Consider the following 26,015-nt stretch of genomic DNA (forward strand, 5'->3'; position numbering starts at 1 on the left):
ATTATGTCAGCAAAAAAAACAAGCTAAAAATAATAGAATTACGGAGAAAAATTTTATGGTAATGAAGCAAGGATTTACGCAGAACCAAACGCAGCAGCAAAAGCAAGTGCAGCGCTTGGCAATGACGCAAACACTACAGCAGTCAATCCAAATGCTGCAATATAACGCCGAAGAACTGCAAAATTTCTTAAAACAAAAGGAAATGGACAACCCGCTGATCACCGTGGAAATCGCTGCGGAACGACCACTAAGCAAGGTGTCGAAAAATTCCGACACGCACGAGACTTTTATGAACCAAATTGCTAGTGATACGGAACAGTCGTTATTTGATTACCTATTAGATCAGGTTCATTTAACCATGCGGGACACGCCTTTAAGGAAGTTAGTACTCTTTTTATTGGATTACGTCGACCAAAACGGTTATTTGCGGATTACGGAGGCCGAAATCAAGCAAAAAACGCAAGCTGATGACATTGCGATTATGGATGCGGTCACGCTTTTGCAGCAATTGGATCCGCCCGGAGTTGGCGCACGGACCCTCCAAGAATCGTTAATGCTACAAACTGAAAACGATGAAGGTTCCCCAGAAATGGCGTACATGATATTAGAAGAATCGTTTGACGATTTAGTAGACCGAAACTGGGAAAAAATCGCCCAACGTTACGACATTACGATGGCAGAAGTACAAGAAGTGTTTGACTATGTGCGGACTTTGACCCCCAACCCGGGAGCAGGCTTTGGTAAGCAAGATCGCGGGTATATCACGCCTGACTTGATTTTTAAGTTGGAAAATGGCGAGCCTCGCCTAATTCAGTCCAAAGCTTCGCGGCCCCGGGTGAGTTTTTCACAAGAGTACTTTGACCAATTGCGCCAAAAGGCTGATACCGAGGTTAATAGCTACGTGAATGAGAAAAAACGGGAGTACGATTGGATCGCTAAAAGTTTGACTCAACGACAGGACACCATCTTACGAGTGGGCAAGATGATTTTTGAACGGCAACGGGATTTCTTCCTACAAAAGAGTAAGGAACTAAGTCCGTTGATGCTACGCGACGTCGCCAATAAGTTACATTTACACGAATCTACGGTCTCTCGGGCAGTTAATGGAAAGTATATTGCAACGTCATTTGGCACCTTTGAATTGCGGTCCTTCTTTAGTAACGCCGTTAACCAAACTAGCGACGTCTCCGCCGATGCGGCCAAACAAAAGATTAAGGCGATTATCGATCAAGAAGATAAGGAAAAGCCCATTTCAGATGCTAAAATCGAAAAACAACTTAAAGCCCAGGGGGTGGCAATTTCACGGAGAACGGTTGCTAAATATCGGGAAGCCCTGGGAATCCCATCGTCTTCGAAACGAAAACGCTATCTCGAAAAATAAGCTCAAAATTAAATGGGATATTTAGGCAGGCATATTTGCAAAATTATGGGGAGCTTGTTATAATTTGATTTGTAAGTGAGGTATGCAACAAGAATTATTTCTTATGGTTGTGTGCCATTTATTTTTAAGTTGTTGGGTCGTTTTATGACACAGCTGGACAAATAAAGTCCCATACAGGAGATAACATGGATGATAATGAAATGGATTTATTAGAGTCTGTTGTCCCGGGTTTAATCAGCGAGTTTCTACAGAGATTTGATATTTTGAAATCAATCGACTTGTTGGCTCCAGTTGGTAGGCGTGTTTTATCCGAACACTTACATCTAAGCGAACGGGTCTTACGGTCCCAGACGGACGTATTAAAGTCGCAAGGGCTGTTGAAGACCTCACCAGCGGGGATGTCATTGTCGGACGAAGGGCGTCGGGTTATGAACGGATTGGAACCGGTGGCTAATAGATTCTTGGGCTTAACTAGCCAAGAAAAACAATTAGCGGAACGGTTAAATATCGAGCGTTGCTTCATTGTCCGCGGGGATCAAGCGGAGAGCACGGTCGTTTCCAAGCAACTAGGCGTTGTCCTAAATGATGCACTTGCAAAATTATTGCCGGAGGGTAATAATACTATAGTGGTGATGGGCGGATCGACGATGGCGTCGGTAGCAACGAAGCTCAAACCAGAGCTTTCGCAGCACCGCCAGTTGATTTTTGTTCCCGGAAGGGGCGGCATTGGTGAGTCAGTTTCTAAGCAGGCTAATTCAGTAGCTGCCACGATGGCAAAGCAGACCGCAGGGGAAGCCAAGTCATTATACATTCCGGAACAACTCAGCGAAAGCACATATCACCCGTTATTAAATGAACCAACGGTAAGGCCGGTGTTGGACTTGATTGTTCACGCGGGGGTCGCCATCCACGGGATTGGCCGGGCCGACGTGATGGCTCAAAGACGCGGAGTAAATTCCGAGATTAAGAGTTATCTACGAAAGGCACGGGCCGTGGGGGAGGCATTCGGTTCTTTCTATAACAAGGAAGGACGAATCTTATACCAGGTTCACCGCATTGGACTCCAATTACAGGACGTCCAGCATTTCAATCATGTATTTGCCGTGGCCGGTGGTCATGACAAGGCTCAAGCGATTGAGTCATACATGAAAATCGCACCCCATCAGACGATTTTAATTACTGATGAGGGTGCCGCAAACGTGATTTTAAAAAAGTGAGGCCAATTGTGACTGAACTTTTTAAAATAAATTATTTTTTTAGATTCCTAAAGGAGGAAATCTTAGTATGACTGTAAAGATTGGTATTAATGGTTTTGGACGTATCGGTCGTTTGGCATTCCGTCGTATCCACGAATTGGGTGCAAAGTCAAATGATATCGAAGTAGTTGCTATCAACGATTTGACAAGTCCTGCATTATTAGCACACTTGCTCAAATATGATTCAACACATGGTACTTTCCCTGGCGAAGTTAGCGCAACAGATGACGCTATCGTTGTTGATGGTAAGAAGTACCACGTTTACGCAGAACCTCAAGCTCAAAACATTCCTTGGGTCAAGGAAGACGGCGTAGACTTCGTACTTGAATGTACAGGTTTCTACACATCAAAAGAAAAGTCACAAGCTCACTTAGACGCTGGTGCAAAACGTGTATTGATCTCAGCTCCTGCTGGTTCAGACCTTAAGACAGTTGTTTACAACGTAAACGATGACGTTTTAACTGCTGACGACCGCATCGTTTCAGCTGGTTCATGTACAACAAACTGCTTGGCACCAATGGCATACTTCTTGAACAAAGAATTTGGTCTTGAAGTTGGTACAATGACAACAATCCATGCTTACACAAGTACACAAATGATCCTTGACGGCCCTGTTCGTGGTGGAAACTTCCGTTCTGCACGTGCTGCTGCAGCTAACACAATTCCTCACTCAACTGGTGCTGCTAAGGCTATCGGCCTTGTTATCCCAGAATTGAACGGTAAATTACAAGGACATGCACAACGTGTTCCTGTTGTTGACGGTTCATTAACAGAACTTGTTTCAATTCTTGACAAGGATGTTACAGCTGAAGAAGTTAATGCTGCAATCAAGAAGCATACAGAAGGCAACGAATCATTTGGTTGGAACGAAGACCAAGTAGTATCAAGCGACATCATTGGTACAACTTACGGTTCAATCTTCGACCCAACACAAACAGAAGTTACAAAGGCTGGCGACAAGCAATTAGTTAAGACTGTTGCTTGGTACGACAACGAATACGGCTTCACTTGCCAAATGGTACGTACTTTATTGAAATTTGCTACTCTTTAAGATTAAATTCTTAAATATTTGTAGATTTCAAACCGTCTAATCGGTCTTGGAGACGGAGGGAGGTCACTTCCTCCGTCTCTTTTTTTAAGAAAAAATAATTTATTGCTCACTTAAAAGGAGGAATTATCTTGGCTAAATTAACAGTTTCAGATTTAGATGTTAAAGGCAAGAAAGTTTTGATGCGCGTTGACTTCAACGTGCCAGTTAAAAATGGTGTGATCGGTGACGATAACCGTATCGTAGCCGCACTACCAACCATCAAATACATCATTGAAAATGGTGGAAAGGCAATCCTCTTCTCTCACTTAGGTCGGATCAAGAAGGAAGAAGACAAGAAGGAATTGACTCTTCGTCCAGTTGCACAACGTCTTTCAGACTTGCTTGGCAAACCAGTTACATTTGTTCCCGTAACTCGCGGTGCACAATTAGAAGACGCAGTTAACGGTTTGAACGATGGTGACGTATTGTTATTCGAAAACACACGTTTCGAAGACCTTGACGGCAAGAAGGAAAGTGGCAACGATCCTGAATTAGGTAAGTACTGGGCATCACTTGGCGACATGTTCGTTAACGATGCATTTGGTACAGCACACCGTTCACACGCATCAAACGTTGGGGTTGCTACAGCAATGAAGGCAGAAGGCAAGAAAGTTGCTGCTGGTTTCTTAATGGAAAAGGAAATCAAGTTCTTAGGTGAAGCTGTTGACGATCCTAAGCACCCATTCGTTGCAATCTTAGGTGGTGCTAAGGTTTCTGACAAGATTGGTGTTATCGACCACTTACTTGACAAAGCTGACAAAGTTATCATCGGCGGTGGTATGACATACACATTCTACGCTGCAAAAGGCATGAGCATTGGTAACTCCCTTGTTGAAGCTGACAAGATTGACGTTGCTAAAGAAATCCTTGCTAAGGGTGGCGACAAGATCGTTCTTCCTGTAGACAGTGTTGTTGCTGAAAAATTTGACAACGATGTTCCTCACAAAGTTGTTGAAGGCGACATTCCTGACGGTTACATGGCCCTTGATATTGGACCTAAGTCAGTTGCTGAATTCAAGGACGTTCTTAAAGACGCTAAGACCGTTGTATGGAACGGACCAATGGGTGTATTCGAAATGAGCAACTACGCTAAGGGTACTCTTGAAATTGGTAAGTTCTTAGGAACTCTATCAGACGCAACAACCATCGTTGGTGGTGGTGACTCAACTGCTGCTGTTAAGCAATTAGGCGTTGGCGACCAATTGACACACATCTCAACTGGTGGTGGCGCATCACTTGAATACCTTGAAGGTAAAGAACTTCCAGGTATCGCTGCAATTTCTAACAAATAATTAACTTGAATGGGGTCGGGAATCCATGGGGATTGCTAATCCCGTTCGATTACATATTTTGTGATTAAGAAAGGATGTTTTATTTTGCGTACTCCAATTATTGCTGGAAACTGGAAAATGAATAAGAACCCCCAAGAAACACAAGAATTCTTGGAAGGTATCAAGGGTAAGTTACCAGATGCTTCAGTTGTAGAATCAGTAATCGCTGCTCCTGCAATTGATTTGAACGCTTTGGTATGGTTCTCTAAAGATGAACAACTAAAGACTGCTGCTGAAAACTGCTACTTCGAAGATGAAGGTGCTTTTACTGGTGAAACTAGTCCAAAAGCATTGTCTGAAATGGGCGTTAACTACGTAGTTATCGGTCACTCAGAACGTCGTCAATACTTCAAAGAAACTGACGAAGACATCAACAAGAAGGCTAAGGCAATCTTCAAGAACAACATGAAGCCAATCATCTGCTGTGGTGAAACGCTTGAACAACGCGAAGCTGGTGAAACTAACGAATGGGTTGCTGGCCAAGTTACTAACGCACTTAAAGACTTGTCTGCTGAACAAGTTGCTAATACCGTAATTGCTTACGAACCAATCTGGGCAATCGGTACTGGTAAGACTGCTTCAAGTGACCAAGCACAAGAAGTTTGCCACGTAATCCGTGAAACGGTTGCTAAGTTATACGACCAAACCGTTGCTGACAAAGTTCGTATCCAATATGGTGGTAGTGTTAAGCCTGCAAACATCGCTGAATTGATGAGCAAAGAAGACATCGATGGTGGCCTTGTTGGTGGTGCTTCACTCGATCCAGAATCATTCCTACAATTAGTTAACTACCAGGGTTAATTTAATTCTAGAAATATAATATAATGGTAACTGCATAAGCAGATTATAAAATGTGAGGAGATATTAAAATGTCACTTATTACTGATATTTATGCACGCGAAGTCTTAGACTCACGTGGTAACCCAACTGTTGAAGTTGAAGTTTACACAGAAGACGGCGGCTTTGGTCGCGGAATCGTTCCTTCAGGTGCTTCAACTGGTGAACACGAAGCTGTTGAACTTCGTGACGGCGACAAGAACCGTTACGAAGGCAAGGGTGTTGAAAAGGCTGTTGCTAACGTTAACGGCCCAATTGCTAAGGAAATTGTTGGTTTTGAAGTAACTGACCAAATCGCAATTGACAAGGCAATGATCAAGTTAGACGGTACTCCTAACAAAGGTAAGTTAGGTGCTAACGCTATCTTAGGTGTTTCTTTAGCGGTTGCTCGTGCTGCTGCTGACGAACTCCAAATTCCACTTTACAACTACATTGGCGGATCAAACGCACACGTTCTTCCTACACCAATGATGAACGTTATCAACGGTGGTGCTCACTCAGATAACAAAGTGGACTTCCAAGAATTCATGATCATGCCTGTTGGTGCTCCTTCTGTTAAGGAAGCTATCCGGATGGGTTCAGAAACATTCCACGCATTGAAGAGTCTTTTAGCTGCTGACGGCAAAGCTACTTCAGTTGGTGACGAAGGTGGTTTCGCTCCTGACTTTGCTAACAATGAAGAACCTCTTCAATACTTGATCAAAGCGATCGAAAAAGCTGGTTACAAGCCAGGTAAAGACGTAGCAATCGCCGTTGACGTTGCTGCTTCAGAACTTTGGAACGACGATGACAAGAAGTACAAGCTTCGCTGGTCAACTGGTGAAGAATTCACTACTGAAGAATTCGTTAAGTACCTTGAAGGCTTAGTAAACAAATACCCAATCATTTCAATCGAAGACCCAATTGACGAAAACAACTGGGAAGACTGGGCAAGCATCACAAAAGAACTTGGCAAGAAAGTTCAACTTGTTGGTGACGACTTCTTCGTTACAAACACTGAATACCTTGCAAAAGGTATCAAGATGGGTGCTGCTAACTCAATCCTTATCAAGGTTAACCAAATCGGTACACTTACAGAAACAATGGAAGCTATCGAAATGGCTAAGGAAGCTGGTTACACAGCTATCGTATCTCACCGTTCAGGTGAAACAGAAGACACAACAATCGCTGACTTGGTTGTTGCTACAAACGCTGGTCAAATCAAGACTGGTTCAATGAGTCGTACAGACCGCATTGCTAAGTACAACCAATTAATGCGGATCGAAGACCAACTCGAAGGCGTTGCAGAATACAAGGGTATCCACTCATTCTACAACCTTAGTGCACAAGCACGCGAAGATATTACAAACAAGTAATTCGTTTCGAGTGATCTAAAAGAAGGATGGACATTTTGTCCATCCTTTTTTTATTGTTTAAATTGGAATTCACCCGTAAGTATGTTAAATTAATACTAGAACTTATTTAGAATACAAAGGAGGTCATCTTGTGTACTCACTATTGATGACAATTCTATTGATTCTGTCAGTGGTCATAATCATTGCGGTTATGATGCAACCGGCAAAGACTGATAATGCGATGTCTTCATTGACAGGTGGGGCTGGTGACCTATTCTCAAAGCAAAAGTCACGTGGATTTGAAGCGTTCATGCAAAGAGTAACGGCAGTCTTGCTTTTCTTGTTTTTTGCTATCACCATTGCAATGGTTTACGTATCGGCCCATTAAAAGCGATCGTATCTAACAAAAAAAATTGCATTTAGCGAAGTCCTAAGGCATTTTTGGGACGGATTAGGAATGGCTAAAGACAAAATCGAGCATGGTTTTGTCTTTAGCTTTTTTATTTAATACTATGAATTTATAGAGGTAAGTAATGGAATCAAGTAAACTTCAAGCTTCAATTATTAATTATTTGGAGCGACGGCCTACACAAAAATTCACCGCGGAAGAATTATTTAAGGGTCTTAGTTTAGAAAAAGCATCCGTATTCAACGAACTAGTTAAGGAATTAACTTCGTTGGAACGGTCTCATAAAGTAGAAATTACGGCGGACGACAAGTTTAAAATTGCCCGTCCACAAAACCAATTGCTCGTTCACGGAACCTTTCGGGCAAATGACCGCGGTTTTGGTTTTGTAGCGGTAGAAGACGATGAAATCCCTGATATTTATATCAGTGAAGAACACACCGCCTACGCGCTTAATTTAGATGAAGTCGATGTAAAAATCGTACGCCCTTCTAAAAAAGGGGACGACCGGGGCCCCGAGGGAATTGTTAAGAAAATTACCAAACGGCACCTTACTCAAGCTGTAGGAGAATTTGAATTCGCTCCAGACCCTGCTCATAACGTGCTCGGACACATTAACTTAAAAGATAAGAAGATGTCCAACTACGAGTTTGACGTGCTAGAAGGTGGCATTCAACCCGAAGACGGGGCAGTGATTACTGCACAGGTCACCCAATATCCAAAGCCCAACGCTCCTAAATTAATTGCAGGGATTGCGGAAAAGACGATTGGGTACCGTGATGATCCAGGAGTAGACATTCTGGAGATTGTTTACCAACACGAATTGCCGACTGAATTTCCAGATGATGTTAAGGAAGAAATCGCCCAAATCCCAGACCACGTTACCGATGCTGAGAAGCAAGGCCGCGTGGACTTAACTGATGAAGTGGTGGTCACCATCGACGGCGATGATTCGAAAGACTTTGACGATGCGGTTGGTTTGCAAAAATTGGATAACGGGAATTTCCGCTTGTTAGTTAATATCGCGGACGTTTCCCACTACGTTAAGGAAGGCTCCCCACTTGATAAGGAAGCATACCGGCGCAGTACCAGTGTTTATTTGACGGACCGGGTAATCCCAATGTTACCACGGAAGCTTTCTAACGGGATTTGTTCCTTAAATCCTAACGTGGAACGGCTAGCGATGACTTGTGAAATGGAAATCAGTCCGGATGGCGAAGTGTTAAGCCATAAAATCTACCCAAGCGTCATTGAGTCCAACGCTCGGATGACTTATAACGACGTTAACAAAATCTTGGAAGCACGCGATAAGAAAACCATCGAGCGTTACCAAGATTTAGTGCCAATGTTTGAAATGATGGGCAAGTTGCACAAGTTGCTCTTGAAGCGGCGTAAACAACGCGGAGCCATTGAATTTGACGACAACGAAGCACAAATCATTGTCGACGAAAATGGTCACCCAATCGATATTAAGGTTCGGGAGCGGGGAACTTCAGAACGGATGATTGAATCCTTCATGTTGGCGGCTAACGAGACGGTGGCAGAGCATTACTACGATGCCCACGTGCCATTCCTATACCGGGTTCATGAAACCCCAGATAGCGAACGGATGTTAACCTTCTTTGAATTCTTATCAACCTTTGGTCACGTGGTTAAGGGAAGTACTAAGGACCTCAAACCGAAGATGCTGCAAAGCGTTCTTAAGAAAGTTGCGGGAACTCGGGAAGAGGCCATGATTTCGGTCATGCTATTACGGAGCATGCGGCAAGCGAAATACGACGCTAGATCATTAGGTCACTTTGGGTTAGCAGCGAAGTACTACACCCACTTTACCTCGCCAATTCGGCGGTATCCCGACTTGTTTGTTCACCGACTGATTCGCCACTACGCGGAAGATGGCACTGGAAAAGCTGCCCAAGAAAAGTATGCGGATATTATTCCAGAAATTGCGGAACATACTTCCCAACTTGAACGGCGGGCAATCGATACGGAACGCGACGTTGACAGCATGAAGAAGGCTGAATACATGGGCGACCACATTGGTGAACAATTTAACGCCATGGTTAGTTCCGTAATGAAGTTTGGGCTTTTCGTTGAATTGGAAAACACCGTTGAAGGACTAATTCATATCAGTACCATGAAGGATGATTACTACGAGTACGTAGAAAATCAAATGGCGCTAGTGGGCCGTAACACCCACCGAACCTTCCAAATTGGTTTACCAGTAGCGGTGAAGTTGATGCGGGTAGAAAAGGATCAAGCCGAGGTGGACTTTGAGTTGTTGCATCCGGAAAAAATGCCAACTAGCGAAATTAAGTTACCGCCGCGCCAGTCCTTTAACCGTAATAAGGGTGGTCAACGGAACGGTAACCGGAATCGCCGGCAAAATGGGCAACGTTCCAATAATTCGAACAACAAACCATTCTACAAAGACAAAAACGTCAAACGCTTTTCTAAGAATACTTCTCGCAAAAAATAAAGAGGAGGGTTTCGTATGGCTAAAAAACCACAGGTAAAGGATCAAGCTTTAGCCCAAAATAAAAAGGCTCGCCATGATTATTCCATTTTAAGTACGATGGAAGCGGGAATCGCGTTGACCGGAACGGAAATTAAATCGGTTCGGGAACGCCGAATTACCCTCAGAGACGGGTTTGTGCAAATTCGCCACGGCGAAGCAATCTTGATGAACGTGCAAATTAGCGAGTATTTGCAAGGTAACCAGTTTAATCACGACCCGTTGCGAAATCGGAAGCTTTTGTTGCACAAAAAAGAAATTCAAAAGTTACAAGAGGCTAGCCAAAATAAAGGAATCACGATTGTACCTTTAAAAGTTTACCTTAAGCATGGTTTTGCGAAGGTACTGATCGGGGTTGCTAAAGGGAAGCACGAATACGATAAACGAGAAACTTTGAAAAAACGTGACCAACAACGTGAAATTGAACGCGCGTTGAAGAACCGTTAAACGGGTCGCGCTTGTTGATAAGTTGAATAATAAGAAATATCTGTGGATAACCCACCCATCGAGGGGGATGATCCGCAGCTATTTTTTGTTTCCACCATTACTTAACAAGGTGATGAAAAGAAGGGGACAAAAATCCGATAATTTGTGAATTCCAACTAAAAATCGACCATTATGCCTGAATTTGGCATAGTGGTCGATTGGGGTTTAAGCGGAAAAAATGACTTTTGACTCCATTAAAGGTAACCCACCAAAACAAATTTCAATTTTGAAAAGGGTTTTTAGTTTTTTTCCACACTCTTTATTTTCAAAGATTTTAATAATGACTTGCGAAGACTAAGCTTCCTTTTTTAAGTGTTGATAGTGGTGGCCAGAAACGATTTGCCGGTGGTCAAGTTGGAAACCAATCCGCCGGTAAAGGCGTTCTGCATCGGGATTTAAATCATCAACTAGTAGTCCCACCATTTTTAAATTACGCGCCCTTGCATATTCGGGAAGGGCGTTGAGCAACTTAGTACCAATTCCGCGGTTTTGAAAATTAGGGTTGACTACTAAGGAATCCAAGTACCATTCGTCATCGTCGGCTTCAGCTTCTTCATAGATTGGTTGAGGAGCGAGGGCAACCTGGTCAAAATGGTTTTGGAATTCGTCCTTGAGTTTATCTTCGTTGGCGCCGGGGTACCCAAAGGCAACTCCCGCCACTTGATTATCTACCTTAGCGACAACCACGTCGGCAGCTTCTTGATACAAGGGACTTTGAAAAGTTGCTACGAATAGTTTAGTAACTTCTTGAGGATCGTTTTTCAAGTAAAAAGGCAGCTCCATTTCGTCGAGAATGATTTTGAGCAGCTCGACAACCTGGGGCATGTCTTCAGTAGTGGCTTTAGTGATTTGCATTAGAATTCTCCTTCGAAAAATTATTATAGCCAGCCGTGTCTGACTCAATCTTCCAAGTTCGAACTAGTTTAGGCTCCCGAAGTGGTGGGCGTTTTTGAATCCAGCGGTCGAGAATCGCCGCTAAACAAATAAACAACGGCGTATTGGATTCAACAAAAACGTTTAACTCAATATACGCACTGCCGTTGATTTGGACCCGATTAACTTCAAGGATTTTAGTTAAGCCATGAAAAACCCTAAAGTGGCAGGTAACGGTATCTCCAATAATAATCCAACGAAGGTTATGAACATACAAAAGCCCGCGAATAAAGCCTACGGGAGTCGTCACCGTTCCCACTTCGTGATTAATTAAAAATAATTGGAACTTTGGTAATAGTCCTACCGCGATTTGCTTAAGCTCAGCGAGAAGCTGGCCTTGCATATCATAAACGGAAAGGGCATCACGCTTGATGCCCCATTTGCCAACTAAAAGGTACTTGGCATTGTGGTTTTCATCGCTAACCGTGGTAGCACCTTTATTTTCTAGCCCTTGACTTTTTAGATAGAATCTCTGCATCGGCTTAGCCTCTTTTTAATTATTGTTGATTTTGGGCAAGCTGTTCCAGGATGGCTTTGCCCACCCCGTCTTCATTATTAGTTACGGTGAGGTGGTTGGCCAAGCGTTTGATTTCTGGAATTGCATTACCCATGGCATAGCTAACGCCCGCGACACGTAGCATGGACGCATCGTTGAGGTTGTCACCAATCGTCATCACTTGGGACATTGGAATCCCAAGTTGATCCGCAAAATTTTGTACAGCAAGTCCCTTTTGTGCGCGGGGGCTGTTGATTTCGATGTTATTTTCAAACGACGATGAAATTGCTACGTCAACCTGTTGTTGGATAGCTTCCCGGACGGGTTGTAAACCTTTTTGTCCGTTTTGACCAAACGCAACCAGCTTTAAAATTTGAATTTTCGGATCGTCAAGTAGCACTTGGTAATCATCTACGTACCGGATATTCATTAACTCTACCCGGGCAGATGACATAGCAACTGCAAGTTTAAATGGTGTATCCGGGTTAACGGTCTCTAAAAGGTGGGAGACGGTTTCAATTCGCCGGGTCCGGCTGTTAGAAACCACTCCTTGATTGGTGGTGATTTCATAGTAGAGTCCGCGTTTTTCCAGCTGGTGCATGATCAACTGGGCGTTAGGCTTGGTAATCGGAACTTCATCGAGAATTTTGCCTTCGGTATCGAAAATTGCGGCCCCATTAAGGGTGATGAGCGGTACTGAAAGCCCGTAAGTCTCTAGAAGGGGTTTCGCTTCACGGTATTCGCGACCCGTTGCCACGACGAAATGTACCCCGGCATCTTGCGCTTTCTTTATTGCTGCGGCATTTCCCGGAGAAATTTGCATTTCTTCGTTGAGTAACGTTCCGTCCATATCTGAAGCAATTACTGAAATCATGTTAAGCACATCCAATCCATATATTTATCCTAATTTTAACATAATTAATGTCGAGCATTACAAGCTGGACATATTAGTATTCTTTTCATTCGTGAGGATGATAAATAGTATTTTCAATGCGTTAATTTGTCTTCTGCTTTTGGGAGTGTATTCGGTAGGATATTCTTCAGGTCTTGATGAGGATGACGCGGTTTGGTTAAACGTGCACGTAATTAACTGAACGATCTTTATAGCTTTATTAAGGGGGGAACGTTTAAAAATATAAGCTGAGATTGGGTAAAACCTAACTTGTTTTCAATTTAGTTATTATTTATCGAAATTATCGGGGGACTTATTTTTGATACAAGCTAGATACATTTAATCCTTAAGATAGAACGGAGATTAAATGAACTGTGAGGCTTGCTAAAATGGAAAATACAAGAAATAAAACTAAATTATTAAAACAACGTCCGTCGTATTTTACATACGTACCTGCGTTGGATGGGCTAAGGGCACTAGGTGTTCTGTTGGTCCTAGGATATCATTTTGGAATTAATGGGTTTAAGGGTGGATTTTTAGGTGTTAATTTGTTTTTTGCTTTATCGGGATTTTTAATGATGAAAACATCACAAAATGAGGCTTTGAGGCAACAATTTTCACTTGGAAGATTCTACATAAAAAGAATTAAACGGATTTATCCCGCAATGATTATGATGGTCTTGATGAGTACAGTAATTGCCACAATATTTATGCGTTCGCGTTTGCAAAGTATTAAAGACCAATTTTTAAGCACATTAATTGGCTATAATAACTGGTGGCAAATCAATCACTCCGTTTCGTATTTTGACCAATTAAACCAACAATCTCCGTTTACCCATATGTGGTCTTTGGGAGTGGAACTTAATTTTTATTTGATTTGGCCAATTATTTTCATGATTGGTTATTATCTGATCAACTCGAAAATGAAAAGAGTATTTTTTGGTACGTTAGCTGGGGCGGCGCTCTTATATTACCTTAGCTTTGTATTCACAACTTTAGACTTTTCGAGGATTTATTATGGAACCGATACAAGGATATTTAGTTTTTTATTCGGTACGTGGCTTGCTAGCTACGATCGTGAAATTGATATACTAGGTTATCGTTATTCAGACCAAAGTAAATTGATTAAGGCGCTGATTCAGCTAATTGTTTTAGGGCTGTCAATTTGGTGTGTAACTACTGCAGATGGCCAATCAGCAGTTACTTACCGCTTTACCATGGTGTTATTTACATTTTTAACGGTGGGGTTGATTCAGTTAATAGTTACCCCCACCATTTGGCAAAAACTATTTAATTTTCCTTTACTAGTGTGGTTAGGAAAACGAAGTTACGGTATCTACATTTATCATTACCCTGTTATTTTTTTCTGTACACGATTACTACACCTAAATAATCAATGGTTATTGATTGGAATTGAGTTGGTGATTACCCTTCTTATTACTGAAATTTCGTATGGTTTTTTAGAACAACCTATTCTACATTTTAAACTTAATGAACCTTTAATGGAGCAAAGACGATTTAACAAACCAATGGGAGTTTTATTAGCAAGCTTAATAGTTATCACTGCCTTTGGCTTATTAACTACCTCGAAACCTACCGAGGCTCCTTATCACTTAGCTTCAGCATTGCATAAAAATCAGCACCAACTAAAAGAGCAAGATAAGTCGGATTTAATTATTAAAAATGCGCGATCAAAGGCGGGGAATCCAGCTGATCGTCCAACTTTATCCATTGGTGATTCCGTCATGTTGGGAGCCTCTCCAGCTTTAAAACAAGTATTTAAGCATAATTACGTTGATGCAGTTGAGTCTCGTCAGGCATTTGTTTTACCAACTTTACTTGAAAAATATAAGAAGCAAAATCAGTTGCCTAACCAAATATTAGTAGGCTTAGGTACTAATGGATATATTACTGATAAAACGGTCGCAGAGACATTTAAAATTGTTGGTAAGAAGCGCACCGTGTATTGGTTAAACATGTATGCCCCTACGATTCAATGGTCGAACTCAATTAATCAAGAATTAAAGGCATTTAGTAAAAAATATGATAACCTTGTCATCATTGATTGGCATAGTGAAGGTCAAAAACATCCGGAATGGTTTTATAGCGATGAAATTCATCTTAATGGAGATGGACAAAGTGGTTATGCTAAATTCATTCGTGACAGTATTAAAGGTTAAATAAAAATTTCGGATTACAAACGAAGGAGGTCAACTAATGTATTCAATATTAATTGTGGAAGATAGCCCACGAATTAATCAACTAATAAAAACGGGGTTAGTTGACCAATACAAATGCTATCAGGCTTTAGATGCAAACCAAGCTAATAAATGGATGGATCAGGTACCAATTGATCTAGTTATTTTAGATATTATGCTTCCACAAGTTAATGGGTACGAATTGCTTCCCGTATTCAAAGAGGAACAAATCCCGGTGATTTTTCTGACGGCGAAAACAGAGGTCGATGACATTGTTAAAGGGCTCAGACTAGGGGCTGACGACTACATCACGAAGCCCTTTCATTTGGATGAACTGGCTGCACGGGTGGAAGCAGTTTTACGTCGTCGTTACGGAGGAAGCAAAGAGCTTTCTTATGAAGATTTTACGGTTGATTTATCCAAAAAAAATGTTAAAAGCAACGGAAAAGACATCAAATTAACTCAAAAGGAATACGAGTTGTTTATTTACTTAGTTAAAAATCGAGGAATTAGTCTGAGCCGCGAAAAAATTTACCAAGCAGTTTGGGATTTTGCAGGTGAGTTTTCTGAAACGAGAACGGTTGATCTACACGTACAAAGGTTACGAAAAAAGCTCAACTTAGATAATAAATTAAAAACTATATACAAATATGGTTATCGATTGGAGTAGATGATGAAATTATCAATGAAAATATTTTTGGTAATCACATTTTTGACCTCAATGCTTTTGTTAATTAATGGGGGATTAATTGTGAATGATAGTTTCCAGCAAGAAGTGTTGGGAGCAAAACAAGCGGTGATTGCCACTAACAGATTGGTGGCGAATCAGCTTTGGCAAAGCGACCAGCAACAAAATCAAGGTTTAACCAAGGGGCAGATAATTAATTTGGCAACGGTGACGCATACGAGCGTGGTTATATCTGGTGAAAAACGCGAACCTATTTACGAAAAGGGGGTTAAAGATCATGCTGGTAAAAAAATTTCGTTAAAGGATACTGATCGACAACAAGTTCAATTTCTGACTGGTAAAAGTAATTACGTGGTAGCTAGCTTGAAGGTCGAATTTAAAAAACATACTTACTACATATCTTCCTTGTCAAAAATAGATGCAATCATATTTAACCGAAATCAATTGATTCAAAAAATTTGGTTATACCTAACAATTAGTGTGGGGGTCAACTTGTTGTTGACCTATTTTGTCATGCAACGAATGCTAAAACCAATCCGGTTGCTAAAGTCGTCAAGTCGCCTTTTCCAATTAAACAACCATGAATTTGTCCCTTTAAAAGTCACTGGGGATGATGAGTTAGCAGATTTAACTAAAGCCTATAACTTGATGGCAATGACAATTAAACACAATTTGGAAAAAGCTGAAGAACAAGCCTTATTACAAAAACAGTTTTCCCGTAACTTAACCCATGAAATTAATACGCCTTTAACAATTATCTTGGGTTATGCAGAATTGTTGCAACGTGACCAAATGGATAAGCACGAAAAGCAGGAGGCGCTAAATTATATAATTGAAGAGAGTAGTCGGCTACAAAAGTTAGGGTCTCGGCTGAAACAATTAATTCAATACGAACACGCTCAACCACATTGGGAAACTTATGCAACTGAAGATTTAGCAAGCATGATTAAGCAAATGATTACGGGGATAAAGCAAAAAACCGATAAAGATTTTAAGTTCAAACTAGATTTGGCTGCTTCTAAACTCCAAATTGATCAAGCGTTATTCAAAGAGCTGATGATTAACTTATTAGATAATGCGATTCAAGCGCTACCTGAAAATGAGGGGTGTTTAAAGGTGTCTGGAAGCCTTTTGCAAGATACATATCAACTTCAGCTTGTTGATAATGGAAAAGGGATTGATACAGAAATGATGAACCGCGTTTTTGACCCGTTTGTTTCGGGACAGAAATATGAGGGCAATCATCTAGGGTTAGGCTTGGCGATAACTCGTCAGATTGTGACTAGTCTAAATTGGCGTATTACGATTGGAAATACAAAAACCGGAGGCGCTAGGGTGAATATAACCATACCAAGAGAGGTAAATGTTAATGAAGAGTAAGCGTAAAAATTTCATTTCACTTCTGGTATTTTTGCTTTTGTTAGGTTTAGGGGCTTTGGGCTTCTATTGTTGGATTGAAAGTAGTAGCCAACATTTTTATCAGCAACAGGCTCAAATAATTGATTACACAGTTAGCAAGGATACAGAAAAGCTAAGTCGCAGTCAGGTTATCCGATTGACGAGCCAAACAAAACCTGTTTTTTTAAATGATAGTCCTAAGCTTAACCCACACCAAGTTGATGAATTGATTACAAAAACCACTTCCATAGTTGGTCCCATTGATCACTTGTCTATTATTAGAGTTCAACCGAAAGTTTATTACGACAATACAGGAAAAGCAGTAACAACTTGGTTGGTACAAGGTTTAAGTGACGAAAGCGAGTTTGACTTTGAAATAAAAAAAGATATGCAACTGATTTTGAATTTCAATTGGACATCGGATAGCTTGACCCCTAAAGCTGATTTAGGGAAAATAGCACAAAACTTTAATAAGCAGTTAGGGATAAAAATGAAGCAACAAAAGCAAATTAATAAAAATACCTTTGTAATGACGTATCCGCATCAAATTACCTATCAGGTACGGCGAAGTCAGACAAACATCTCAATTACTAACATTAGCAACACTGGTAGCTAAATAACATCGGTTTCCTATGTAGGATAGTTTAATTGATTGGGCATTCCTATTTAATTTAGTAGTTCGCCTTCTTAAGGAGGCTTTCTATTCTTGGTAAGAAAGTTATTTTTAAGCAATCTTCGCTGGAAGATTGTTTTTTAGTTATTAACGTAAATTTTGGACGAAATACCCTTTAACAATACGTTGGTAAACTTTCATCAAACGTTATCATTAGCGGCTATGAAACATTATATTGTTTAATATCTAGATTTTGAGGAACTACCTGCATTTTCATAGCGCCTGATAAAATTAAAATGCTTGTGGAAAACCGTTTATATATTTTTTATATAGTTTTAGCGATTCTAACATGAACCCCGCCATTTTTTGGAAAAATCAGTTAGAATAGAGGTAACAAATTGTTCGAGGAAGATTGAGGTATGAAAACAATTATTCATAACGATTGGCAACAGGTTTTAGAAAGTGAATTTGAAAAAGATTATTACGCAAATCTCCACCAATTTTTAAAGCAGGAGTACGCAACCCAAAATATTCATCCCGATATGTACCACATTTTCCAAGCGTTCGAATGGACGCCCTTTTCGGAGGTGAAGGTAGTCATCTTGGGGCAGGATCCATATCATGGACCTCACCAAGCGCACGGACTAAGTTTTTCAGTGCGCCCGGGAGTGCCGGTACCCCCGTCTTTACAAAATATCTACAAGGAATTACAGGATGATTTAGGAGTCAAACCCGTACAACACGGATACCTGAAGAAATGGGCGGACCAAGGAGTGCTGTTGCTTAACTCCGTATTAACGGTGCGCAACGGCCAGGCCTTTTCACATCAAGGTCACGGCTGGGAACGGTTAACCGACACGGCAATTAAACGGTTATCGGAACGTGAAAAACCGGTGATCTTTATTTTGTGGGGGCGGGCTGCGCGTGACAAGATCAAGTTAATTGACCAGTCCAGAAACATTATTATTCAATCTGCACATCCCAGTCCATTGTCGGCTTACCGGGGCTTTTTTGGTTCCAAGCCGTTTTCCAAAACCAACGCGGCACTGGAAGCAATGGGGGAAAAGCCGATTGATTGGCAACTACCAGAACACGTAGAAGAGGAAAAATAAATGCAAACTTATCAATTACGAAACGAAGAAATGACCATTGAATTTGGCAAAATGATTGGTAAACTTCTGCATCCTAACGATGTGGTTGTGTTAGACGGAGATCTCGGAGCGGGAAAGACCACCTTAACGAAGGGCATTGCCCAGGCTTTGGGAATTAAACGTTACGTAAAAAGTCCCACCTACACGATCATTCACGAATATCATGACGGACGCATGCCGTTATACCATATTGACGCCTACCGGTTGGAAGACGGCAATGCCGACGACATTGGCTTAGAAGAATACTTTGAAAGCGACGGGGTTACCGTCATTGAATGGGCCCAGTTTATTAAGGAATATTTGCCCGAAGAATATTTAAAGATTGGTTTGGACCGCAATCATGATAATACGCAACGGTTTCTGACTATCGAACCGAATGGTGAACGGTACCAGCAATTTGAAAAATTCCTTGAGGATCAAATTAATGGCCAATAGGGAAGACGAAGTTTACCTAACGGAGGGAGCCCCTGAAGACGCCCAAGCCACCGTGGAGCTAATTGACCAATTAGAAACGGAGACGGATTCAATTGAGTTTGACCCCACTATTCACCGGCTCGAACTCAAATTAGTGCAACAAAATTTAGCGTTAATTCAGCAAAGTCCGACTAACTTTTTATTGTTGGCAAAGTTGGGGGAGACTCCAATCGGCTTGCTAACGATTGTGGAAACGGACGCTAAAAAAGGGCAGGCAGAGTTGGGAGTCGGCGTGCTTAAAAAATATTGGCACAATGGCATTGGCACCTTGCTAGTTGATGAAGCGTTGTACTGGGCCCAAAATTATAGCGACCTATCGACCATTTGGCTAGACGTCCTGACGGATAACGAGCCGGCCATCCACCTATACGAAAAGATGGGCTTTACAACTAAAAAAGCCCCGATCAAGGATGACCAGGGCCGGAGTTTGAAACGGATGGCACGCAAGCTTAGCTAACTTTACGGATAAAGCTGCTAATGGCGTCTGCGCCGAATTGCTTCTTCTCGTATAGCAAGATGTTCGCACAAGCCAAACTATCGTCTAAAGCGTTGTGGTGGTGCTCTAATTCAATTCCTAAATTGTCACAGAGCGTGTTGAGCTTGTGGTTAGGATAATTAGGAAAGAAACTGCGGGATGTTCGCAAAGTGTCTAAGGTTTGGTACGGTAGCCGGTTGAGCTCGTAACGCTCCAGAGTTTTCTTTAAGACGCTGTTATCAAAATTGGCGTTGTGGGCCACGACTAGTTGGTCAGGAGTGAAGAACGGCTGTAAAATCGGCCACAGCTCTGGAAAAGTGGGCGCGTCCTGCACGTCTTCCTCATGGATACCATGTACTTGAACGTTTCGCCAGTGAAATTTGGTTTCCGGATTAATTAAAGAGTACAGTTCGTCGGTGATTTGATCGTTTTGAACCACCGTTAACGCAATCGAACATGCGCTAGCCCGCGCAGGTGCGGCAGTTTCAAAATCAATGGCAACAAAGTTCAAAAATATCACTGTCCTTATATTATTTTAAGTCAAGTTTAACGAATAAAGATTAGTGCGTAAAGGAGTTTTTCCAATGATTAAAATTGGGGTAATCGGATTAGGAAACATCGCCCAGAAGGCATATCTGCCAGTGGACAGTCAGTTGCAGGATCGTTTTGAATGGTACCTGGTTAGCCGGCAAGCTGATAAGTTGCACCACTTGCAAAAGCGATATGGGTTTCAACACGCCACGACCCGGATGGATGATTTGCTTGACGAAAATGTACAGGCAGTTTTTGTGCACACCGCTACTACCACCCATTACACGATTGTGAAAAAGTTTTTGCAACGGGGGATTCATGTGTATGTGGATAAACCAATTTCGGAAAATTTGGCCGAAGTGGAGGAGCTTTACCAAATTGCTGCAGACCACCACGTGTTATTAACCTGTGGATTTAATCGACGGTTTGCCCCGCTGCACCAAACGCTAGGACAGTTAGGAACTCCACATTTAGTTCGGGCAACTAAAACGCGGGTGGCGGAAAACCAAAGTATTCAATTTGCCATCTATGATTTAATGATCCACGTAATTGACTTAGTTCAATTTTTGATGGGATCGAAAAAAGTAGAATACGTGGATGGACGGCTACGCGAACAAGATGGTCGGCTAGTTTGGGCGAAGGTCGAACTAACTAATGGTTTTACTTCCGGCACGGCGCAGATTGATTTGCGCGCTGGCGCGAATACCGAAGTGGCAGAAATGATTAGCAATCACGGTGTCGACCGGGTGGAAAATTTACAAACGTTGACATCCGATCACGACGGACAACGGACGATTCAAAGTACGCCGGATTGGCAAAAAATGCTGGTGACGCGGGGATTTGCGCCGTTGATTGAAGCTTTTTTGCGGGCGGTAGAAAACGGTGGTCCGAACCCGGTATCACCCGCTTCGGCCATTCAAGCCCATACGCTGTGTGACCGTTTAATCCAGAGTATGAAAGTGATAAAATAAGCAAAGAGATTTTTCGGTGAATCGTTAGGATTCATAATGTAAATGAGGTAAGAGGGGAAAAGTAAGATGGATCAATCAATAACCGCGGCATTTCCAGAAATTAAGGTCTACGAAAACGAACCGTTATCAAAATATACCAACACACAAACGGGTGGACCAGCGGATTTACTAGTATTTCCCAAGTCGGTTACTGAAACCAAACAACTGATGATTTGGGCTAAAGAAACCGCCACACCCCTAACGGTGATTGGAAATGCGAGCAATTTGATTGTGCGCGATGGTGGGATTCGCGGACTAGTTTTGATTTTAACTAAGATGGATAATATCCAGGTCAACGGCAATACGGTAATTGCGGAAGCAGGTGCGGCCCTAATCCAAGCCACCGAAGTAGCTTACCAATCGGGACTGACCGGTTTTGAATTTGCCGCTGGGATCCCAGGCTCGGTAGGCGGGGCAATCTTTATGAATGCCGGAGCTTACGGCGGTGAAATTAGCGAGATTGTGGAAAGCGCCGAAGTGTTGACGCCAGAAGGCAAAGTCAAGCGGCTCAACAACCACGAGTTAGATTTTGGTTACCGCCACAGTAGCGTGCAGGATTATCACGATGTGGTAATTTCGGCAGCGTTCAAGCTACGGCCTGGTGACCAAACCAAAATTCGGGCCCGGATGGATGAATTGAACCGGTTGCGTGCTTCCAAGCAACCCCTTGAATATCCGTCATGTGGGAGTGTATTCAAGCGGCCAACCGGTTACTTTACCGGAAAGTTAATTCACGAAGCTGGTTTGCAAGGCTTTACAATTGGTGGTGCCCAAGTTTCTCAAAAGCACGCCGGATTTATTATTAACATCGGGAACGCTACGGCAACCGATTATCTAGACGTGATCCATCACGTGCAAGCAACGGTATTCAAGCAGTTTGGAGTTAAACTGGAAACCGAAGTTCGAATCATTGGTGAAGAAAAATAAATTAAATATTTAAACGAAGTGACCTCCGATTTGGCTAGCGGCTGAAATGCGGTTATGCACATTTGAAGCGTGAATGTGTGATAAATTACCCCCCCGCAACAAATAGGAGGTCACTTTATATTCTCTCTGGTATAATTATCCCTGAATATGAATTTGGAGGGACAGGTATGAACATAAATTGGTCCCAGTTGTTAACTTGGAGCGACGTCATCAATATTATTGATGTACTCGTGGTTTGGTTTGTAATTTATGAATTGATTATGCTGCTGCGGGGAACCAAGGCGGTACAGTTATTTCGCGGAATTATCGTCATTATTATAATAATGGCGGGAAGCTGGTACATCGGCTTAAGTACGGTCTACTGGATTATGAATCAGGTCATCAATTGGGGAGTAATTGCGATGGTGATCATCTTTCAACCAGAAATCCGTCGGGGACTAGAACACCTCGGACGCGGCTCGATTTTTGCAAAGAACCATTCGCAAAAAGAGGCTGAAGAAAAGATGATCCAGGCGTTGGACAAAGCGATTCAGTACATGGCTAAGCGTCGGATTGGGGCGTTGGTTTCAATTCAGATGGAAACCGGGTTGGACGATTACATCGAAACCGGAATTCCGCTGGACGCCGACGTTTCGGGAGAACTGTTGATCAACATTTTTATCCCCAACACCCCGTTACATGATGGCGCGGTGATTATTAAAAATGGCAAGATTGCCGTTGCGGCAGCGTACTTGCCGTTATCACAAAGCAATTTAATTCCTAAGGAACTTGGAACACGGCACCGGGCGGCAGTTGGGATGAGTGAAGTTACCGACGCGCTTACGATTGTGGTCTCGGAAGAAACTGGTGAAGTTTCCATTATGAAGGATGGCGAATTACTGCGCGATATGTCACAAGAATCCTACTTACGTTATTTCCGGACCCAATTAATTACTAGTGATGAAGGGCCTACGCCGTTCTTTACTTCAGTTACGGAAAATATTTCGGCCTTCTTTAAAGGGAAAAGGGGGCGTCACTAAATGAAAAAGTTTTTTACCCAAAATTTTAGTTACCGGTTAATTGCGCTGGTTTTGGCTCTCCTGTTGTTTGCGTACGTGAAGACCGATCACCTCACTTCAACGCGGGTGTCCGGGACCGACGCAACGCAGAATAAAACCGCGTTGATGTCCACCAAGACGGCCACAATTACCATGCCGGTAGATTTAGACGTGGACTCAAGTAAGTACGTAGTTAGTGGGTATCAAGAACGGGTTAAGATTACGCTGACCGGTTCAAGTGCAATGATTACCACCTTAACCAACACCCGTAACTTTAAGGTATACCTCGCGCTGCAGGACTATGCCCCTGGCAAGCATACGGTTAAATACCAAGTGGAAGGACTTGGCAAAGATATTCGCTACCGAATCCAACCAGAAAAATCGAAAATTACGATTGCCCATCGGAAGACGAAGAAGTTCGAAATTCGTTATCGTTACGACACTAACATGGTGAAGGAAGGCTATGAAATGGGAAACGTGAAGACTTCGGTAACGACGGTTCAAGCGACGGGATCGGCATCGGAAATTGACCGAATTAGTCAGGTGGTTGCCGACGTTAACGTCCCTAGCAACACGACAGAGGATATTTCTGCACGTTCCGTGTTGCAAGCTTTGGACTCAAACGGTAACATTGTAAACGTAGTGTTGACTCCACAATCGGTAAACGTGACGATTCCAGTTTCTAAGTCAAAGACGGAAAAAGCTAAGGAATCTAACGAAGTAAACAGTCAAGCTACGTCCTCTTCTAGCAGTTCGGAAAAATCAGCAAGTAGCGCCGCTTCTTCCAGCAGTGAGGCAAGTTCTTCAAGTTCGGCAAGCAGCGACGATGGTTCGTCTACTGACAGTAGCAGCGGGGATGGTAGTACGGACCTTCAGTAACAAGGTTAGCTTAACGGGCTGATTTTATAATTTAGATAATGAGTTAAAAGAGATTGACGGCGGGCTTTCGGAGCCTTGCTGCAAAAAAGGAGATTTTCAATAATGAAATTGAAGTATTTTGGTACAGATGGAGTTCGTGGGATTGCAAACGAAACGTTGACACCAGAACTAGCTTTCCAATTGGGAAGAACTGGCGGATACGTATTAACTAAGCACGCCAAAGATGCCGACCAGCGGCCCCGCGTGCTAGTTTCACGGGATACTCGGGTTTCTGGCCAATTGTTAAAACACGCCTTGATTTCAGGTCTTTTATCGGTAGGGATCGAAGTAATGGATATGGGAATTGTTACTACCCCCGGGGTTGCTTACTTGGTTCGTAAGCAAGAAGCTGACGCCGGAGTGATGATTACGGCTTCCCATAATCCGGTAGAAGACAACGGAATTAAGTTCTTTGGTTCGGACGGTTACAAGTTATCTGACGAATTAGAAGCTGAAATCGAAGTTCTCTTAGATGCGGAAAAAGATAACCTTCCACGGCCATCAGCTAAGGGGCTGGGCTCTGTAACGGATTACCCTGAAGGTGGGTTAAATTACACTGCTTTCTTGGAACAAACGATTCCCGACGACCTAGAAGGGTTACATATCGCGGTGGACGCTGCTAACGGTGCTACTAGCGGCTACGTTTCCCAAATCTTTGCTGACTTAAATACTGAATTTGAAACGATGGCAACCAACCCCGATGGTTTAAACATTAATGCGGGAGTCGGCTCGACCCATCCAGAAGCTCTAGCAAAATTCGTGGTTGAAAAGGGCGCGGATATGGGAGTTGCCTTTGATGGGGACGGTGACCGTTGTATCGCGGTAGATGAAAAGGGAAATATCGTCGACGGCGACAAGATTATGTACATTTGCGGGAAGTTTTTAAGCGAACGGGGTCGTCTTAAAGAAGACACCGTGGTAACGACCGTAATGAGTAACCTCGGAATGTACAAAGCGTTAGAAAAACACGGTATGCATTCGGTTAAAACCCAAGTTGGTGACCGCTACGTAGTGGAAGAAATGTTGAAGGATGGTTATAACCTTGGTGGGGAACAATCTGGCCACATTATTTTCTTAGACCACAACACTACCGGGGATGGCATGCTTACGGCTATCCAATTAATGTACGTGGTTAAGCAAACTGGTAAAAAACTTTCCGAATTAGCTGCTGAAGTAACTACGTACCCTCAAAAGTTAGTTAACGTACGGGTCCAAGATAAGAAATTAGCGCTTGAAAACCAAGCCATCAAGGACATCATCAAGAAGGTTGAAGACGAAATGGCTGGCGAAGGCCGGGTATTAGTACGCCCTTCTGGAACCGAAGACTTGCTTCGGGTGATGGCGGAAGCTCCTACTGAAGAAGCGGTTAACCAATACGTTGACCGAATTGTTGCGGTAGTTAAGAGCGAAGTTGGCGTTGATTAATGGCCATAATTAAATTGTAGTAAAACGAAACGGGCGGAGAAAATCTCCAGCCCGTTTTTGATTGTCTAATAAAATAGGTTGGGGGTAAAAAAATTTAAGGGCCCTAACCCCTTGTGCTATACCTATTCCCACATTTGATATATACCAATTATGAAAAATAATGTTTGACAATCGCCTTAAGCGGTAATATATTAAGAATCGTTAATTATACCA

Annotated in this window: 25 protein-coding genes; 21 read left to right on the plus strand and 4 right to left on the minus strand. The window is 42.4% G+C overall.

Annotated elements, in window-relative coordinates; all coding sequences use genetic code 11:
* The first annotated feature begins 55 nt into the window (after positions 1-55).
* From rpoN to smpB, 9 genes are all read left to right on the plus strand, one after another.
* The gene (gene rpoN / locus NYR25_02175) at positions 56-1,381 is read left to right on the plus strand and encodes an RNA polymerase factor sigma-54 (GenBank protein UWF34238.1); all 1,326 of its coding nucleotides are present in this window, start codon (positions 56-58) and stop codon (positions 1,379-1,381) included.
* Between the two features lie 185 nt (positions 1,382-1,566).
* Positions 1,567-2,598 carry a sugar-binding domain-containing protein gene (locus NYR25_02180; protein ID UWF34239.1) on the plus strand — a complete coding sequence of 344 codons (1,032 nt, stop codon included), beginning with the start codon at positions 1,567-1,569 and terminating at the stop codon, positions 2,596-2,598.
* A gap of 67 nt (positions 2,599-2,665) precedes the next feature.
* Complete coding sequence (gap, locus tag NYR25_02185) at positions 2,666-3,688, plus strand: type I glyceraldehyde-3-phosphate dehydrogenase (GenBank protein UWF34240.1); 1,023 nt, start codon at positions 2,666-2,668, stop codon at positions 3,686-3,688.
* Positions 3,689-3,816: 128 nt separating this feature from the next.
* Positions 3,817-5,019 (plus strand): phosphoglycerate kinase, encoded by a 1,203-nt coding sequence (locus tag NYR25_02190; GenBank protein UWF34241.1) that lies wholly within the window; start codon positions 3,817-3,819, stop codon positions 5,017-5,019.
* Between the two features lie 84 nt (positions 5,020-5,103).
* Positions 5,104-5,859 carry a triose-phosphate isomerase gene (gene tpiA, locus NYR25_02195; protein ID UWF34242.1) on the plus strand — a complete coding sequence of 252 codons (756 nt, stop codon included), beginning with the start codon at positions 5,104-5,106 and terminating at the stop codon, positions 5,857-5,859.
* A 68-nt stretch (positions 5,860-5,927) separates the two neighbouring features.
* Positions 5,928-7,250, plus strand: coding sequence for a phosphopyruvate hydratase (gene eno / locus NYR25_02200; protein UWF34243.1), 1,323 nt, complete (start codon positions 5,928-5,930; stop codon positions 7,248-7,250).
* Between the two features lie 130 nt (positions 7,251-7,380).
* Positions 7,381-7,617 carry a preprotein translocase subunit SecG gene (gene secG / locus NYR25_02205; GenBank protein ID UWF34244.1) on the plus strand — a complete coding sequence of 79 codons (237 nt, stop codon included), beginning with the start codon at positions 7,381-7,383 and terminating at the stop codon, positions 7,615-7,617.
* A gap of 145 nt (positions 7,618-7,762) precedes the next feature.
* A complete protein-coding gene (gene rnr / locus NYR25_02210; GenBank protein UWF34245.1) occupies positions 7,763-10,114 on the plus strand; it encodes a ribonuclease R in 2,352 nt (783 codons plus the stop codon).
* A 15-nt stretch (positions 10,115-10,129) separates the two neighbouring features.
* On the plus strand, positions 10,130-10,597 hold the full coding sequence (gene smpB / locus NYR25_02215; protein UWF34246.1) for an SsrA-binding protein SmpB: 468 nt from the start codon (positions 10,130-10,132) through the stop codon (positions 10,595-10,597).
* A 333-nt stretch (positions 10,598-10,930) separates the two neighbouring features.
* Here smpB and NYR25_02220 read toward each other — a convergent pair whose 3' ends face one another.
* Genes NYR25_02220 through NYR25_02230 form a run of 3 tightly spaced genes read right to left on the minus strand, consistent with a single transcriptional unit; the run spans position 10,931 to position 12,939 of the window.
* A complete protein-coding gene (locus tag NYR25_02220; GenBank protein ID UWF34247.1) occupies positions 10,931-11,491 on the minus strand; it encodes a GNAT family N-acetyltransferase in 561 nt (186 codons plus the stop codon).
* A complete protein-coding gene (locus tag NYR25_02225; GenBank protein UWF34248.1) occupies positions 11,478-12,047 on the minus strand; it encodes a hypothetical protein in 570 nt (189 codons plus the stop codon). Before NYR25_02225 ends, NYR25_02220 begins: the two co-directional genes overlap by 14 nt.
* Before the next feature lie 19 nt (positions 12,048-12,066).
* Positions 12,067-12,939, minus strand: a complete 873-nt coding sequence (locus NYR25_02230; protein UWF34249.1) for a Cof-type HAD-IIB family hydrolase — start codon at positions 12,937-12,939, stop codon at positions 12,067-12,069.
* 407 nt (positions 12,940-13,346) lie between these two features.
* Here NYR25_02230 and NYR25_02235 point away from each other — a divergent pair, with 407 nt between their 5' ends.
* From NYR25_02235 to NYR25_02265, 7 genes are all read left to right on the plus strand, one after another.
* Complete coding sequence (locus NYR25_02235) at positions 13,347-15,137, plus strand: acetyltransferase (protein UWF34250.1); 1,791 nt, start codon at positions 13,347-13,349, stop codon at positions 15,135-15,137.
* A 37-nt stretch (positions 15,138-15,174) separates the two neighbouring features.
* Positions 15,175-15,825 (plus strand): response regulator transcription factor, encoded by a 651-nt coding sequence (locus NYR25_02240; GenBank protein UWF34251.1) that lies wholly within the window; start codon positions 15,175-15,177, stop codon positions 15,823-15,825.
* Between the two features lie 81 nt (positions 15,826-15,906).
* A complete protein-coding gene (locus NYR25_02245) occupies positions 15,907-17,223 on the plus strand; it encodes a HAMP domain-containing histidine kinase (GenBank protein ID UWF34252.1) in 1,317 nt (438 codons plus the stop codon).
* A complete protein-coding gene (locus NYR25_02250; GenBank protein ID UWF34253.1) occupies positions 17,213-17,857 on the plus strand; it encodes a hypothetical protein in 645 nt (214 codons plus the stop codon). The genes NYR25_02245 and NYR25_02250 overlap by 11 nt, the downstream gene beginning before the upstream one ends.
* Before the next feature lie 416 nt (positions 17,858-18,273).
* Positions 18,274-18,966, plus strand: a complete 693-nt coding sequence (locus NYR25_02255; protein UWF34254.1) for a uracil-DNA glycosylase — start codon at positions 18,274-18,276, stop codon at positions 18,964-18,966.
* Positions 18,967-19,440 (plus strand): tRNA (adenosine(37)-N6)-threonylcarbamoyltransferase complex ATPase subunit type 1 TsaE, encoded by a 474-nt coding sequence (gene tsaE / locus NYR25_02260; protein ID UWF34255.1) that lies wholly within the window; start codon positions 18,967-18,969, stop codon positions 19,438-19,440. It begins immediately after the preceding gene.
* The gene (locus tag NYR25_02265) at positions 19,430-19,936 is read left to right on the plus strand and encodes a GNAT family N-acetyltransferase (protein UWF34256.1); all 507 of its coding nucleotides are present in this window, start codon (positions 19,430-19,432) and stop codon (positions 19,934-19,936) included. The genes tsaE and NYR25_02265 overlap by 11 nt, the downstream gene beginning before the upstream one ends.
* Here the strand turns inward: NYR25_02265 and NYR25_02270 are convergent.
* On the minus strand, positions 19,929-20,465 hold the full coding sequence (locus NYR25_02270; GenBank protein ID UWF34257.1) for a 3'-5' exonuclease: 537 nt from the start codon (positions 20,463-20,465) through the stop codon (positions 19,929-19,931). The genes NYR25_02265 and NYR25_02270 overlap by 8 nt on opposite strands.
* 73 nt (positions 20,466-20,538) lie before the next feature.
* Between NYR25_02270 and NYR25_02275 the strand changes: the two genes are divergently transcribed.
* From NYR25_02275 to glmM, 5 genes are all read left to right on the plus strand, one after another.
* On the plus strand, positions 20,539-21,456 hold the full coding sequence (locus NYR25_02275) for a Gfo/Idh/MocA family oxidoreductase (GenBank protein ID UWF34258.1): 918 nt from the start codon (positions 20,539-20,541) through the stop codon (positions 21,454-21,456).
* Positions 21,457-21,522: 66 nt separating this feature from the next.
* The gene (gene murB / locus NYR25_02280) at positions 21,523-22,422 is read left to right on the plus strand and encodes a UDP-N-acetylmuramate dehydrogenase (GenBank protein UWF34259.1); all 900 of its coding nucleotides are present in this window, start codon (positions 21,523-21,525) and stop codon (positions 22,420-22,422) included.
* 167 nt (positions 22,423-22,589) lie between these two features.
* Positions 22,590-23,441, plus strand: a complete 852-nt coding sequence (gene cdaA / locus NYR25_02285) for a diadenylate cyclase CdaA (GenBank protein UWF34260.1) — start codon at positions 22,590-22,592, stop codon at positions 23,439-23,441.
* Entirely contained in the window at positions 23,442-24,338 is an 897-nt protein-coding gene (locus NYR25_02290; protein UWF34261.1) for a CdaR family protein, read from the plus strand. It abuts the gene before it with no gap.
* Between the two features lie 102 nt (positions 24,339-24,440).
* The gene (gene glmM / locus NYR25_02295) at positions 24,441-25,802 is read left to right on the plus strand and encodes a phosphoglucosamine mutase (protein UWF34262.1); all 1,362 of its coding nucleotides are present in this window, start codon (positions 24,441-24,443) and stop codon (positions 25,800-25,802) included.
* The last annotated feature ends 213 nt before the right edge of the window (positions 25,803-26,015 follow it).

Source organism: Pediococcus acidilactici, assembly GCA_024970065.1.
Classification (GTDB): domain Bacteria; phylum Bacillota; class Bacilli; order Lactobacillales; family Lactobacillaceae; genus Pediococcus; species Pediococcus acidilactici_A.